The following is a 14,617-nucleotide window of genomic DNA, read 5'->3' on the forward strand; positions in this document are numbered from 1 at the left end:
TGCAAGTTACTATACAGTTGCGACTTGCATCGTGCAAGTAACTGACCGATCGACCTTCGAATCACGCCGCCCAAGGAATCTCCATGAACCTCCGCCAGACTCCGTTGCCGATATCGCCCCGCCGCCTGCGTTGGCCCGGCTTCCGCCGGTTGCGCGTCGGCATCGCCATCGCCTCGCTCGGTGTCGCCGCGTGCGCCGTCGGCCCGGACTACACGAAGCCCGAATCCGCGCTGCCCGAGCGCTTCCAGCACGCCGCGCTGCCGTCGCCCGCACCCGAGGTGCAGCTGGAGGCCTGGTGGAAGGGCTTCGGCGATCCGGTGCTCGAGCGCATCGTCGAACGCGCGCTCGCGCAGAACCTCGACCTCGCCGCATCGTTCGCGCGCGTCGCGCAGGCGCGTGCCGCGGCGCAGCGCGCGGTGGCCTCGGAACGCCCGACCATTGCCGCCGATGCGCAGGCCGCGAGGCAGCGCCAGTCGCTCGAAAGCCCGCTCGGCGCGCTGGCCAGCGCGCACCCCGGCTACCAGCGCGATGCCTCGCTCTACGACAGCGGCATCGGCGCCAGCTGGGAACTCGACCTCGCCGGCGGCCTGCGCCGCGGCGCCGAGGCCTTTGCGGCCGAAGCGCAGGCGGCCGAGGCCGAGCACGCGGGCGTGCGCATCTCGATCGCCGCGGAAGCCGCCGATGCCTACTTTCGCGTGCGCGCCGCGCAGGCCCGCCTCGCGGTCGCGCAGTCGCAGCTCGATACCGACCGCGAACTGCTGAGCCTGGTGCGCATGCGCCTGAGTCAGGGCATGTCGACCGCGCGCGAGCGGGCCCAGGCCGAGGCGCGGGTGGCGCAGGTCGAAGGCACCTTGCCCGCGCTGCAGGCCGAGCGCGACACGCAGCTCAACCGCCTCGACGTGCTGATGGCCGCCACGCCCGGCACCCATGCGGCCGAACTCGCGACGCCCGCCGCACGCGTGGTGCTGCCCGCGCTGGCGACGGCGCTCACGCCGGCCGAGTTGCTGCGCCGACGCCCCGACGTGATCGCCGCGGAACGGCGCCTCGCCGCCTCCAACGCCCGCATCGGCGTGGCAACGGCCGAGTACTACCCGAGCGTCTCGTTGTCGGCGCTGCTGGGCTTCGAGAGCCTGCGCACCGCGACGCCGTCGTCGGCCAACTTCCAGCCGCTGGCCGCGGTCGGCCTGCATTGGCGGCTGTTCGATTTCGGCCGTGTCGACGCGGAGGTGGCGAAGGCCGAGGGCGCGAAGGCCGAGGCGCTGGCGCGCTACCGGCAATCGCTGCTGCGCGCCACCGAGGACGTCGAGAACGCGCTGATCCGGCAAGGGCAGCTCGATGCCGAGCGCCTCGCGCTGCTGCAGGAGGTCGATGCCGATGTGCGCGCGCGCGGCGCCACGCAGCGGGCCTACGCGGGCGGCGCGGTGAGCCTGCTCGAATTGCTCGAGCAGGACCGGCAACTGCTCGCCGCGCGCGACCGGCTGGTGCGCGTGCAGTCCGACAGCGGCCGTGCCGCGGTCGCCACCTTCCGCGCACTGGGCGGCGGCTGGTAGCGCCTCCGTTTCGTCGACCTCAGAGCAGGTCGGCGCGCAGCTCGCGCACGCCGCGGCCCAGGCGTTCGCGCAGCAGCGCGCCGAGCGTGGAGCCATCGGCATAGCCGACCTCGGCCGCGATGGCCTCGAGGTCGAGATCGCTGCCGTGCACCAGCGAGCGGGCACGCTCGATCCGCAGGTCCTGGATGTAGGCCAGCGGCGACTTGCCGAGCACGGCCTGGCAGCGCCGCTGCAGCGTGCGCGGACTGGTCGCGAGCGCGCGCGCCGCCGTGTCGAGCGAGAAGCCCTGTTTGAGGTTGTCGCGCGCCCAGCGTTCGAAGCGCAGGATCGCGGGGTCGGCCTGCGCGAGATGGTGGGGCACGATGTACGGCGCCTGCGAGGAGCGCAGGTCCGCGAGCAGGTAGCGCGAGACCATGGCCGCGAGGTCGGGGCTGGCCTGCTGGATCAGCCACAGCGCGAGATCGAGATGGCCCATCGCCGCGCCGGCCGTCACCACCCGGCCCGAGGGCACCAGCATGCGCGATTCGTCGAGCGAGACCTTCGGATAGCGCTGGCGGAACAGCGGGCCCAGCCACCAGGTCGTGGTCGCCTGGCCGCCGTCGAGCAGGCCGGCATCGGCGAGCAGGAAGGTCCCGATGCACGAGGCCGCGATCCGCGCGCCCTGCGCATGCCAGGTGCGCAGCTGCGCCTTGGCCTGGCGCACGTCGGGCCGCGCGAGTGCGGGCACCAGCGACTCGGGTGTCGAGGTGTTCAGCGCCGGCACCACCACCCAGTCCGGCCGCAGGCCCGGCGGTGGCGGCTTCACGGGAATCGCGAAGCCCTGGCCCGAGCGCACGCGCCGGCGCATGCCCACGATCGTCACCTCGAAGGACAGTGACCCGCCCATCTCGCGGGCCGCGAATTTGTTGGCGAGGCCGAGGGCGTCGAGCATCACGGTTAGGCCGGTGTCGAACACGCCGTCGAGGGCGAGCAGGAAGATGTGCATGGCGGAAATGGCGGGAAAGACGTTGCTTGCGACTATAGGGACTCGGCGCCGGAACGAGCCTGGAAACCCTTCCGGCAGGTTGGCGGAAATGACCGTGAAGTTGTCGTTCGCGCCTGTTCGGATTTTCCGCGCCGCCACCTAACCTCGGTCCTCCTCAACAACGCAACGCACTTGCATCAGGAGTCCCCCATGAAAGTTCTCGCCATCGGAACCATCGTCAAGCCGCTCTCGCCCGAGCAACGCCAGCAGGTCATGTCGAAGGAGGTGCCCGACACCCTGCAGCTCTACCTCGACGGCAGGATCGAGCAGTACTGGTACCGCAGCGACAAGCCCGGTGTCGTGTTCCTCATGAGCGCCGAGTCCGTCGAGCAGGCCAAGGCCGCGATCGATGCGCTGCCGCTCGTGAAGGGCGGCTTCGCGCAGTACGAGTTCATGCCGGTGGGCCCGCTCGCGCCGCTGGGCCTGCTGCTCCAGGGCCGCTGATCCACCCCGGATCCTGCTACCCGCCGATCTCGACCACGATCTTTCCCTTCGCGCGTCCCGCCTCGACTTCCTCATGGGCCTGCATGGCCGCATCGAGGTCGAAGCGGCGCGCATCCATCAGCGGCAGCAGCCGGCCGGCCTCGACCAGCTTCGCGGCCTCGCGCAGGATGTGGCCGTGGTGGGTGCGTCCCTTGCCGCTCAGCATCGGCAGCAGGGTGAAGACGCCCGAATAGGTGGCCGCGCGAAAGGACAGCGGCGCCAGCTTGTGGGTGCCCCAGCCGAGGCAGCTGACGACATGGCCGCCGTACTGGCGCGCCGCGCCGAACGAGGCGTCGAGCGTGGCGCCGCCCACGGTGTCGTAGACCACGTCGAAGCCTGCGCCGCCGGTGTGGGCCTGCACGTACTGCTCGACCGTCGTGGTCGTGTAGTCGATCGGCGTGGCATCGAAGCCGCGGATGGTCTCGGCCTGGGCGGGCAGCCCGGTGGCGTACACCTGCGCGCCGAGCGCGACGGCGATCTGCACCGCGACATGGCCGACGCCGCCGGCACCGCCATGCACCAGCACCTTCTGTCCCGCCTGGGTGCGCGCGCGGTCGACCAGGCCTTCCCACGCCGTGATCACGACCAGCGGCAGGGCCGCGGCCTCGCGCATCGAGAGGTTGGCGGGCTTGGGCGCGAGGAGGGCGGCATCGACCGCGGCGAACTCGGCCAGCGAGCCCTGCAGCCCGCCGACGCCGCCGGCGAGGCCGTACACCTCGTCGCCGACGCGGAAGGCCGTGACGCCGGGGCCTACCTGCTCGACCACGCCGGCGAGGTCCATGCCGAGGATCGCGGGCAGCGGATGGCGCGCATGGGCCGCGGCGCCGGCACGGATCTTCGAGTCGAGCGGATTGACGCCGCTCGCATGGATGCGCACCAGCACCTCGCCTTCGCGCGGCACGGGCCGGGGCATCCGGACGGCCTCGAAGCGGCCGCCGGCTTCGCGCACCAACAGTGCGCGCATCGAATCGTCTTTCGACATGGAGAACTCCTTGTGTTGCTTGAAGAGGCGTCCATTGTTCGATCTTCAAAACTGAACGTAAACTCACAGAAATGCATCACATCCATTCACTTTTGATGGGTTGAAAACATGGACTGGAGCGACGTGAAGATCTTCCTGGCGGTGGCCAGGGCCGGCTCGCTGGGCGGCGCCGCGCGCCTCACCGGCCAGTCGCAGCCGACCATGGGCCGCCGGCTGCGCGTGCTCGAGCGCGAGGTCGGGCAGGCGCTGTTCCAGCGCGGCAAGGACGGCTTCGTGCTGACCGACGAAGGGGCTTCGGTGCTCGCGCATTCGGAGCGGATGGAAGAGGAGGCGCTGGCCTTCGAGCGCCGGCTGGCCGGCCAGGCGCAGCAGCTCGAGGGCCTGCTGCGCGTGTCGTCGTCGGACTGGTTCGGCGTGCACATCCTCACGCCCGTGTTCGCGGAGTTCGTGCAGCAGCACCCGCTGGTCAACATCGAGCTGATCACCGATGCGCGTCTGTTCAGCCTCGCGCGCCGCGAGGCGGACCTGGTGTTCCGCATCCAGCCCTTCGACGAAGCGGACGTGGTGCAGCGCAAGGCCGTGCACGTCGCCTACCGCGTCTATCGCGCGAAGGGCACGGCGCATCCCGTGCGAAGCGATGGCCAGGGCGTGCCGCTGATCACGCTCGACAGCGCGTTCCAGGACTTCCCCGACGCGGCCTGGCTGCGCAAGAAGCTGCCGAAGGCGCGCGTGGCCTTCGGCAGCAACAGCCGCGAGGCGCAGGCCCGGATGTGCGCCGCGGGCGTGGGCCTGGCCGTGCTGCCCGCGCCGCTGGGCGATGCCTGCACGGCGCTCGAGGTCGTCGATCTCGGCGGCCTGCCGCCGGGGCGCGACGTCTGGGTCGGGTTCCACCGCGACCTGCGCCGCCTCGGACGGCTGCGGGCCCTGGTCGACGCGACGGTCGAGCGTCTTTCCGCGAGCTAGAAAACCATCCCGCCCGCGACGTCGATGGTGCAGCCCGTGATCCAGCCCGCATCCTCGGAGACGGCGAAGGACACCGCTCCGGCGATGTCCCGGGGCTGGCCGGCTCGGCCCAGCGGCGTCTTCGGCACGAAGTGGGCCGAATAGGCCTCGGCACCGGCCGCGTTGCCCTCGGTGAGGACGAAGCCCGGCGCGATGCCCACCACGCGGATGTGGCGCGGACCGAGCTCCATGCCGAGGCTGCGGGTCAGCACGTCGACGGCACCCTTGGTCGCGCAATAGACGTGCGCCTGCGGCGAGGGGCTGGTGGCCACGCCCGAGCTGATGTTGACCACCGTGCCGCCGCTGGGCAGCACGCGCGCGGCGGCCTGCGTCATCAGCAGCAGGCCGCGCACGTTCAGGTCGAAGTGCTCGGCGATGCTCTCGGGCGTGATGGTGTCGAGCGAATCGAGCCGGTAGGTGCCGGCGTTGTTCACGAGGATGTCGAGCCTGCCGAAGCGCGCCAGCGTGGCATCGACCAGCGACTGGATCTGCTCCGGCCGGGAGATGTCGGCCTGCACCGCCACGGCCTGGCCGCCGGCGGCGGTGATCCGGTCGACCACGGCGGCCGCTTCCTTCTCGCTGCGTGCGTAGTTGACGACGACGCTGGCGCCGTCGCGCGCGAGGCGCTCGGCGATGCCCGCGCCGATGCCCTTCGAGGAGCCGGTGACGATGGCGACCTTGCCTGCGAGATGGGTCATGGTGAATCCTTTGAATGGTGAAGCGTTGGACCCAACGATAGGCCGCCGATTGCTGAATTGAAATATGGATCGGGTCGATGCGGTTTGAAGTCGAGCTTCATAATGAAGCGATGGCTCCCGACCTCATCCCCTTCATCGCGGTCTTCGCCCGCGTCGCGCATCACGGCAGCTTCACGCGCGCCGCGGCCGAGCTCGGCGTGTCGCCCTCGGCACTGTCGCAGACGCTGCGTTCGCTCGAGAAGCGGCTCGGCGTGCGGCTGCTCGACCGCTCCACGCGGCGCGTCAGCGTCACCGAGATCGGCCAGAGCTTCCTGCAGGATGCGGCGCCCGCGCTGGCGGCGCTGTCGGCCGCCGTGGAACGCGTCAACGAGGTGCGTGAGAAGCCGGCCGGCCTGCTGCGCATCAACCTCTCGCGCGTCGCGTTCGAGCTGCTGCTGCTGCCGCACCTGGCCGCGTTCGCGCAGGCCTATCCGGACATCAAGCTCGAGCTGCATTGCGACAACGCGCTGGTCGACCTCATCGGCAGCGGCTTCGACGCGGGCATCCGGCTCGGCGAGAACCTCGCGCAGGAAGTCGTCGCCGTGCCGCTCGGCGGCCCGCATCGCATTGCGACCATCGCGGCGCCGAGCTACCTGAAGGGGCGCGCGGCGCCGCGCACGCCCGAGGAGCTGAGCCAGCACCGCTGCATCAACATCCGGCTGAGCAACAGCGTCTACCGCTGGGAATATTCGAACAAGGGCCGCGACTTCGAGGTGGAGGTCGATGCCGCCATCCTCACCAACGACGGCGACGTGCTGCTGAGCGCCGCGCGCGCCGGCGCCGGCATCGCCTGCGTGTTCGAGGCCCAGGTGCACGACGACCTCGCGAGCGGCCGGCTCGTGCCCCTGCTCAAGCCGTGGTGGCCCAGCTTCCCGGGCTTCCACCTCTACCACGCCAGCCGCATGCACGTGCCGCGCAAGCTGCGCGCCTTCATCGACTTCATGCAGCAGCGCACGGGCCCGCGGCGGCGCTGATCAGCGCGGCGTGGCGAGCGAGCGCAGGTAGGCGATCAGGTCGGCGCGGTCCTGCGCGCCGGGCACGTTCAGCGGCATGGTGGTGCCGGGCACCGCCTGGGTCGGCGCCGCGAGGAAGGCCTCGAGGCCCTGCACGTCCCAGGGCCGGGTCGAGGCCGCCATGCCCGGCGAATAGCGAAAGCCCTCGGCCTTGCCCGCGACGCGGCCGAAGGCGCCGTCGAGGTGCGGGCCGATGCCGTTCCTGCCGGTGACGGAGTGGCAGGCGGCGCAGCGCGCGAAGGCGGTCTTGCCGCGCGCCAGGTCGCCGGCGCCGGGGTCGACGGTCTGCGCCTGCGCAGCGCCGATCCCTCCCAGGGCCGCGAGGCAGGTGGCAAGCAGCTTCGGTCCGAGCTCGTTCGTTGTCATGTGTGGATTTCCAGTCGTGGGAGCGCGGCGCTTCATGCCCGCTTGAGTTCTTCCGCGGCGAACGGCAGCCGGCGGATGCGCTTGCCGGTGGCCGCGAACACGGCATTGAGGACCGAGGGCGTGGTCAGCACGGTGCCGACCTCGCCGATGCCGCCCGGCGTTTCGGTGCTCGGCACCAGGTGCGTCTCGATGACGGGCATCTCGTCCATGCGCAGCATGCGGTAGGTGTCGAAGTTGCCCTGCTCGACGCGCCCGTCCTTGATCGAGATGTTTCCGTAGAGCACCGCCGACAGCCCGAAGGCCGTGCCGCCCTGCATCTGCGCGACCACGGTGTCGGGGCTGATGAGGCGTCCGCAGTCCACCGCGATGACCACGCGATCGACGCGCACCGCGCCGTCGGCATCGACGCTCACCTCCGTCACCTGGGCCGCGTAGCTGCCGAAGCAGAAGGTCAGCGCGACGCCGCGGCCCTTGCCGGCCGGCAGGGCACCGCCCCAGCCGGACTTCCGCGCCACCAGTTCGAGCACGTGGCGCGCGCGCGGATGCTTCTCGAGCAGCTCGTGCCGGTAGGCGATGGCATCGCTGCCCGCCAGGTGCGCGAGCTCGTCGACGAAGCATTCGACCGGGAAGGCGTTCTGCATGTGGCCGACGCCGCGCCAGAAGGCGGTGGTGATGCCCACTGGCGGTTCCTCGCGCACATACTCGACCAGCACGTTCGCGAAGCCATAGGGTCCTGCGGCGTCGCGGATGGCATCGCCGTCGAGCTCGTTCTGGAACCGCGCCGGTGCCCAGCGCGCGAGGATCGAGGAGGCGGTCACGCGGTGATGCCATGCCACCGGCCGGCCGCGTGCATCGAGCGCGGCGCTGAGCCGGTTGTAGTGATAGGGGCGGAAGGTGCTGTGCCGCGTGTCCTCCTCGCGCGTCCACACCACCTTGACGGGGCCATTCACCTGCTTCGCGATCTTCACGGCCTGGATCACGAAGTCGATGTCCAGCCGCCGGCCGAAGCCGCCGCCTAGCAGGTGGTTGTGCACTTCGACGCGTTCGATCGGCAGGCCCGTGAGTTCGGCCGTGGCGGCCTGCGCGCGCGCCGGCACCTGCGTGCCGACCCAGAGTTCGCAGGCATCGGGCCGCACGTGCACGGTGCAGTTCACCGGCTCCATCGGCGCATGCGCGAGCAGGGGCTGCTGGTAGACCGCATCGACCGTCCGCGCGGCGCCGCGCGCGGCCGCCGCCGTGTCGCCTTCCTTGCGCGCCACGGCGCCCGAGCGCGACGACGCATCGGCGAGCGCGGCGATCAGCTTCTCGGTCGAGTAGTCCGCGTTGGCGCCTTCGTCCCAGCGGATCTCGAGCGCGGCCAGGCCCTTGCGCGCCGCGCCCATGTGGTCGGCCACCACCGCGACCGCGTTGTCGATGCGCACGACCTGCCGCACGCCCTTGATCGCCCTGGCCCGGGTGTCGTCGACGGACGCCACGCGCCCGCCGATCACCGGGCAGTTGGCGATCGCGGCGATGCGCATGCCCGCGACGCTGGCATCGAGGCCGTAGCGCGCGCGGCCGTTGACCTTGTCGGGTCCGTCCAGGCGCAACAGGGGCTGGCCGATCCGCTTCAGCGTCGCCAGGTCCTTGAGCGGCACTTCGGCGGGCACGGGCAATCTCGCAGCCGCTTGGGCGAGCTGCCCATAGCCGAGCTTCCTGCGCGTGGGCACATGCTCCACCGCGCCGTCGCTGGCGCGGCAGGCCGACGCATCGACCTGCCACCGGCGCGCCGCCGCCTCGACCAGCAGCAGCCGGGCCGTGGCGCCAGCGCGGCGCATCGGCTCCCAGGTGCTGCGCACCGAGGTCGAGCCGCCCGTGATCTGCCCGCCGGTCAGCGGATTCGCATAGCGCGTCTCGTCGGCGGGCGCATGCTCGAGGCGAACGTGCCGCGGATCGATCTCGAGCTCCTCCGCGATCAGCAGCGCGACCGCGGTGTAGATCCCCTGGCCCATCTCCACGCGCGGCATCACCAGCGTGACTAGGCCGTCGGTGTCGATGCGGACCACGGCATTGGGCGCGAAGGCCTCGGGCTGCGCGCCCGCGGCCTTGGCCTCGAGCGGCGGCAGGCTCACCGTGAGCGCCATCCCGCCGCCGGCGGCCAGCGCCGTGGCCACGAAGGCGCGGCGCGTCAGGCCGCGGGTGGAGGCGGTGTCGGCCATGGGCATGCGGTCGTGCTTCATGTCAGGCCGCCTTGATCGGGATCAGCGTGGCGGCGCGCTGCACCGCGGCCTGGATGCGCACATAGGTGCCGCAGCGGCAGATGTTCCCGGACATGCCGCCCACGATGTCCGCGGGCGTGGGGCGCGGCGTGGCCGCGAGCAGTGCCGTGGCCGACATGATCTGGCCCGACTGGCAGTAGCCGCACTGCACGACGTCCAGTTCCAGCCAGGTCTTCTGCACCGCCTGGCCGACCGCCGTCGCGCCGACGCCTTCGATGGTGGTGATGCGCTGCGCACCCACCGACTCGACCGGCGTGATGCACGAGCGGATCGCGACGCCGTCCTGGTGCACGGTGCAGGCGCCGCACAGGCCGGCGCCGCAGCCGAACTTGGTGCCGTACAGGCCCAGCACGTCGCGCAGCACCCAGAGCAGGGGCGTGTCGCCGTCGACATCGACCTCGCGCGAGCTGCCGTTGATGTGGAGTGTGAAGGGCATGGTGCGGTCCGTGGGCATGTTGGGGTGCGCAAAGTCTAGGGACGCGCATCGCCGGCACACAGGCCCGAAGTCGCGAAGGCCTTTGAAGCCAAACTGAACAATCGGCCGCCGGACTCCGGTCCGTTCGACCCCGCGTCGAGCGCACGCGAATAGCGCGAAAGCGCTCGGCTCCGACCGCTCGAAAACCCTTGGCATCGATCTTGCGAAACCGCGCCAGAATCCGGTCTCGTTTTTGATCCTGGTTTCTTTAATGGTGCTTTTTGATCGGATGTGCCGAGTTTTCGAGGCGATACGCCTCATGGCGGTGCACCCGTGCCAGAGCCACCTGTCCGTCGTTCGGGCGTGCCGCGAAGGGGCGCTCGGCGTTCCCTCGAGCCTTGAGAAGTGAGCCACCCATGAAGAGTCTTGTAGTTGCCGCCGTCGCGCTGTCGACGGCTTGTTGCGCCTGTGCGCAGAGCAGTGTGTCGGTGCAGGGATTGATCGACGAATACGCGGGATCGATGCATTACGCGGGCGACCTCGGCCGCACCCGGATCCTTGGCAGCGGTGGCATGACCACCTCGTTCTTCGGCTTCGCCGGCACCGAGGACCTGGGCGGCGGGCTCAAGGCCTACTTCGCGCTCAATTCCTTCTTTCGCGCCGACGCCGGCAAATCGGGCCGCTTCGATGGCGACCCCTACTTCGCGCGCGATGCCAACGTCGGCATCGCCGGTGCCTATGGGAGCCTGCAGCTCGGGCGCGCCGCGGCGCCGAACTTCATCCCGACCGTGCTGGTCAACCCCTTCGGCAACTCCTTCGCGTTCTCGCCGCTGGTGCTGCATGCCAACGTCAACACCGCGCGCTGGCTGTACCGCACCTCGCCCTCCGATACCGGCTGGAGCAACCAGCTCATCTACAGCACACCGAGCTTCGGCGGCCTGCGCGTGAACCTGCACCACCAGTTCGGCGAGCAGTCCAGCGACACCGGCTACAAGGGGAAGAACAACACCGGCATCAGCGCGACCTACGTCAGCGGGCCGCTCACGGTCGCGGGCTTCTACGAGCGCGACCAGATCTCCAACCCGGTCAACCCGGGCGTCATCACGGCCACGGTCCACGGTGCGGTGGTGCCCACCACGCGCAAGGACTGGATGCTGGGCGGGGCCTACGACTTCGGCCTGCTCAAGGCCTATGCGAGCTACGGCCGGTCGAAGGCCGAAGCGACCGGCTATCGCGGCACCACGAGTTCCCTCGGCGCCAGCGTGCCGGTCGGGTCGACCGCGGGGCAGGTCCTCGCGGCCGTCGCGAGGACGAAGATCGCCGGCTCCTACGACGGCACCCGCACGACGGTGAGCCTGGCCTACGATCACTACCTGTCGAAGCGAACCGACGTCTATGCCGTCCTCATGCGCGATCGCGCGACCGCCATGGCGGGCGGCAACAGCCTCGGCGTCGGCATCCGCCACCGCTTCTAGCGGCCGCGCGAGCCGATGCCAGGCTCGATCCCCCGGTTCCCCTCGTTCCTTTCATCCATCCACAGAGACAACCCCGGTGAACTTTTTCTTGATTGATATCTTTTTCGATACTAGTGTCGCAAATGAGCGAAACGGACTCCATGTCGAGACCGTTTCCATGGCCCATCCATCCGCCGGCGCCGGGCTTTCCGCGTCGAACCAGGAGTCCTGACGTGTCATCCACCCCAGATTCGACCGCCTCCGCGCCACGCGACGACGCCGTCTCGGGCTACGCCTGGAAGGCGCTGGCCGGCTCCGCCATCGGCTATGCGATGGACGGCTTCGACCTGCTGATCCTGGGCTTCATGCTCACGGCCATCTCGGCCGACCTGCACCTCACGCCGGGCCAGGCCGGCTCGCTGGTGAGCTGGACGCTGGTCGGCGCCGTCGTCGGCGGCATCGTCTTCGGCTCGCTCAGCGATCACTTCGGGCGCATCCGCGTGATGACCTGGACCATCGTCCTGTTCGCCGTCTTCACCGGGCTCTGTGCCTTCGCGCAGGGCTACTGGGACCTGCTGGTCTACCGGACCATCGCGGGCATCGGCCTGGGCGGCGAGTTCGGCATCGGCATGGCGCTGGCGGCCGAGGCCTGGCCCGCCAGGCACCGCGCCCGCGTGTCTTCGTATGTGGCACTGGGCTGGCAACTCGGCGTGCTGGGTGCCGCCTTGCTCACGCCGCTGCTGATGCCGCACATCGGCTGGCGCGGCATGTTCCTGGTCGGCGTCGTTCCCGCGCTCGTGGCCTGGGTGATCCGCAACAAGCTGCACGAGCCCGAGGTGTTCGTGCGCAAGCCCAAGGTCCGGGGCTCGCGCCTGAGGTCCTTCAAGCTGCTGGTCAAGGATGCGCAGACCACCCGCACCAGCCTGGGCATCGTCGTGCTGTGCGCGGTGCAGAACTTCGGCTACTACGGGATCATGATCTGGATGCCGAGCTTCCTGGCCAACAAGCTCGGGTTCAACCTCACGAAGTCGGCCATGTGGACCTCGGTGACCATCCTCGGGATGATGCTGGGCATTTTCGTCTTCGGCCAGCTGGCCGACCGCATCGGGCGCAAGCCGAGCTTCCTGCTGTTCCAGGCCGGTGCCGTGGCGATGGTGCTGGCGTACTCCCAGCTGTCCGATCCGGTCTCGCTGCTGTGGGTCGGCGCGGTGCTCGGCATGTTCGTCAACGGCATGCTGGGTGGCTACGGCGCGCTGATCTCCGAGGCCTATCCCACGGAAGCACGCGCCACGGCGCAGAACGTGCTGTTCAACCTCGGCCGCGGCATCGGCGGATTCGGCCCGGTGGTGGTCGGCGCGCTGGTCGCCGCCTATTCGTTCCAGATCGCGATCGCGCTGCTCGCCGCGATCTACCTGGTCGACATGGTCGCCACCTACTTCCTCATTCCCGAACTCAAGGGCAAGGAGCTCGAATGATGCTCGCCACCATCGACCACCAATCGCCCGCGTTCCGGCCCGTGCATCCGCCGGCGCCGCAGGGCGAGGGCGCCTGCTTCCAGCGCAACGCGCAATCCGTGGCCTCGTACCGCTGCGAGGTCGCCGAACACCGCTGGGTCAACGACCGCTACAAGTACCTGAAGCTCAGCGCGCCGGCCGACCTGGCGGGCGCGACCCGGCCCGGGCAGTTCTATCAGCTGAAGTGCCCGACGACGAACGACCTCCAGCCCTTCCTGCTGCGCCCGATGAGCGTCTACGGCGTGGGGCCGGAGGCGGGCACGATCGAGTTCCTCTACAACGTCACCGGCACCGGAACCCACGCGCTGGCCTCGCTGCCCGTCGGCGGCGCGATGGACATCGTCGGCCCGCTGGGCAACACCTTCACGCTACCGCCCGGCGACGAACGCATCATGGTCGTCGCGCGCGGCGTCGGCCTGGCGACGATGGCGCCGCTGCTGCAGCAGGCGGCCAGGATGGGCATCGCGATCACGGCGGTGATGTCGGCGCGCGCCCCCAAGGACCTGATGCGCGACGAGTTCCTGCGCGGCGCCGAGGCCGACGTGCATTGCGTCTACGACTCGGACGGCAGCTCCTCGGTGGAGGCCATGGACACGCTGGTGCGCCGGCTGCTCGGCGAACGGCACCACGACGCCGTCTACACCTGCGGCTCGCACCGCGTGCTGATGCTGCTGCAGCGCATCCTCGCCGACCATCCCGGCACCCGGGGCGAGGTGGCGATGGAACAGCGCATGGCCTGCGGCATGGGCGTGTGCCTGTCCTGCGTCAGGCTGTTCGACCGCGAGGGCGACAAGCAATTCCTGCGCGTCTGCCGCGAAGGTCCCGTGTTTCCCATCGGCGACGTGGTCGGGGAGGTGGAGTTTGGCTGATCTCAACGTCAGGGTCGGCGACGTCGGCCTGCGCAACCCGGTCATGCCGGCCTCGGGCTGCTTCGCCATCGAGTACGCGGAAGCGCTCGACTTCAACCGGCTGGGCGCGCTGGTCATCAAGAGCGTCTCGCCCAAGAGCCGTGCCGGCAACCCGACGCCGCGCGTGGCGGAAACCCGCGGCGGCATGCTCAATGCGATCGGCATTCCGAGCAAGGGCCTGGACTACTACCGCGAGACGGTGCTGCCGCCCTACACGCGCTTCGACACGCCCGTCGTGGTCTCGATCTCGGCGGACACCGTCGACGAGTTCGCCGACGCGGTGGCCGAGATGTCGCTGCCCGATGTGGCGGTGATCGAGGCCAACATCTCCTGCCCCAACCTCGAGGCCGACGGCATGGCCTTCGCGATGACGCCCGAGACCACCTACAAGGTCGTGAGCGCGATCCGCCGCCGCACCCACCATCCCGTGTGGGCCAAGCTCACGCCCAATGCCTCGCACGTGGCAACGGTGGCGAGGGCCGCGGAAGAGGCCGGTGCCGACGCACTCGTGATGGGCAACACGGTGCTGGCCATGTCGATCGACGTGCGCACCCGCAAGCCCATGCTCGGCAACGTGATGGGCGGCCTGTCGGGGCCGGCCATCAAGCCGATCGCGCTGCGCATGGTGCACCAGTGCTATCGCAGCGTGCGCATCCCGGTCATCGGCTGCGGCGGCATCGCGAGCGCGCACGACGCGGTCGAGTTCATGCTGGCCGGCGCGAGCGCGGTGCAGGTCGGCACGGCCTCCTTCATCGACCCGGGCGCGATGCAGAAGATCATCGACGGCCTGGTTGCGTACTGCGACGAGATGGGCGTGAAGAACATCCGCGACCTGACCGGCCAGGTCAAGCTCGACCGCCAGCTCTCGGACCGCTGGCTGCGCTTCGCTCAGCAGTCGGGCTAGGGAAGGG

14 protein-coding genes are annotated in these 14,617 nt (G+C 70.1%); 8 read left to right on the top strand and 6 right to left on the bottom strand.

Annotated elements, in window-relative coordinates:
• Positions 1-83 precede the first annotated feature (83 nt).
• Positions 84-1,550 carry an efflux transporter outer membrane subunit gene (locus tag R0232_RS34345; protein ID WP_431513782.1) on the top strand — a complete coding sequence of 489 codons (1,467 nt, stop codon included), beginning with the start codon at positions 84-86 and terminating at the stop codon, positions 1,548-1,550.
• A 19-nt stretch (positions 1,551-1,569) separates the two neighbouring features.
• Here R0232_RS34345 and R0232_RS34350 read toward each other — a convergent pair whose 3' ends face one another.
• On the bottom strand, positions 1,570-2,535 hold the full coding sequence (locus R0232_RS34350) for a GlxA family transcriptional regulator (RefSeq protein WP_209544347.1): 966 nt from the start codon (positions 2,533-2,535) through the stop codon (positions 1,570-1,572).
• Positions 2,536-2,724: 189 nt separating this feature from the next.
• Here R0232_RS34350 and R0232_RS34355 point away from each other — a divergent pair, with 189 nt between their 5' ends.
• Positions 2,725-3,018: a hypothetical protein gene (locus R0232_RS34355; protein WP_431513783.1), complete on the top strand. Its 294-nt coding sequence runs from the start codon at positions 2,725-2,727 to the stop codon at positions 3,016-3,018.
• A gap of 16 nt (positions 3,019-3,034) precedes the next feature.
• Here R0232_RS34355 and R0232_RS34360 read toward each other — a convergent pair whose 3' ends face one another.
• Positions 3,035-4,039: a zinc-dependent alcohol dehydrogenase family protein gene (locus R0232_RS34360; protein ID WP_431513784.1), complete on the bottom strand. Its 1,005-nt coding sequence runs from the start codon at positions 4,037-4,039 to the stop codon at positions 3,035-3,037.
• A 108-nt stretch (positions 4,040-4,147) separates the two neighbouring features.
• On the opposite strand from R0232_RS34360, the gene R0232_RS34365 reads away from it, so the two are divergent.
• Positions 4,148-5,002: a LysR family transcriptional regulator gene (locus R0232_RS34365; RefSeq protein ID WP_431513785.1), complete on the top strand. Its 855-nt coding sequence runs from the start codon at positions 4,148-4,150 to the stop codon at positions 5,000-5,002.
• Here R0232_RS34365 and R0232_RS34370 read toward each other — a convergent pair.
• Complete coding sequence (locus R0232_RS34370; RefSeq protein WP_431513786.1) at positions 4,999-5,739, bottom strand: SDR family NAD(P)-dependent oxidoreductase; 741 nt, start codon at positions 5,737-5,739, stop codon at positions 4,999-5,001. The two genes, R0232_RS34365 and R0232_RS34370, sit on opposite strands and share 4 nt — an antisense overlap.
• A gap of 110 nt (positions 5,740-5,849) precedes the next feature.
• Between R0232_RS34370 and R0232_RS34375 the strand changes: the two genes are divergently transcribed.
• Complete coding sequence (locus tag R0232_RS34375) at positions 5,850-6,752, top strand: LysR family transcriptional regulator (RefSeq protein ID WP_398496041.1); 903 nt, start codon at positions 5,850-5,852, stop codon at positions 6,750-6,752.
• Here R0232_RS34375 and R0232_RS34380 read toward each other — a convergent pair whose 3' ends face one another.
• Genes R0232_RS34380 through R0232_RS34390 form a run of 3 tightly spaced genes read right to left on the bottom strand, consistent with a single transcriptional unit; the run spans position 6,753 to position 9,851 of the window.
• Positions 6,753-7,157, bottom strand: a complete 405-nt coding sequence (locus tag R0232_RS34380; protein ID WP_431513787.1) for a c-type cytochrome — start codon at positions 7,155-7,157, stop codon at positions 6,753-6,755.
• 32 nt (positions 7,158-7,189) lie between these two features.
• Positions 7,190-9,376, bottom strand: coding sequence for a molybdopterin cofactor-binding domain-containing protein (locus tag R0232_RS34385; RefSeq protein WP_431513788.1), 2,187 nt, complete (start codon positions 9,374-9,376; stop codon positions 7,190-7,192).
• A gap of 1 nt (position 9,377) precedes the next feature.
• A complete protein-coding gene (locus R0232_RS34390; RefSeq protein WP_431513789.1) occupies positions 9,378-9,851 on the bottom strand; it encodes a (2Fe-2S)-binding protein in 474 nt (157 codons plus the stop codon).
• Positions 9,852-10,246: 395 nt separating this feature from the next.
• On the opposite strand from R0232_RS34390, the gene R0232_RS34395 reads away from it, so the two are divergent.
• The 4 genes from R0232_RS34395 (at position 10,247) to R0232_RS34410 (ending at position 14,610) form a co-directional block, all read left to right on the top strand.
• Positions 10,247-11,305: a porin gene (locus tag R0232_RS34395; protein ID WP_431513790.1), complete on the top strand. Its 1,059-nt coding sequence runs from the start codon at positions 10,247-10,249 to the stop codon at positions 11,303-11,305.
• Between the two features lie 311 nt (positions 11,306-11,616).
• On the top strand, positions 11,617-12,759 hold the full coding sequence (locus R0232_RS34400) for an MFS transporter (RefSeq protein ID WP_395347341.1): 1,143 nt from the start codon (positions 11,617-11,619) through the stop codon (positions 12,757-12,759).
• Positions 12,759-13,667, top strand: coding sequence for a dihydroorotate dehydrogenase electron transfer subunit (locus R0232_RS34405; protein WP_431514675.1), 909 nt, complete (start codon positions 12,759-12,761; stop codon positions 13,665-13,667). The genes R0232_RS34400 and R0232_RS34405 overlap by 1 nt, the downstream gene beginning before the upstream one ends.
• Positions 13,660-14,610 (top strand): dihydroorotate dehydrogenase, encoded by a 951-nt coding sequence (locus R0232_RS34410; RefSeq protein ID WP_431513791.1) that lies wholly within the window; start codon positions 13,660-13,662, stop codon positions 14,608-14,610. Before R0232_RS34405 ends, R0232_RS34410 begins: the two co-directional genes overlap by 8 nt.
• The last annotated feature ends 7 nt before the right edge of the window (positions 14,611-14,617 follow it).

The sequence above is a fragment of the Variovorax sp. DAIF25 genome (assembly GCF_050711835.1).
GTDB lineage: Bacteria > Pseudomonadota > Gammaproteobacteria > Burkholderiales > Burkholderiaceae_C > Variovorax.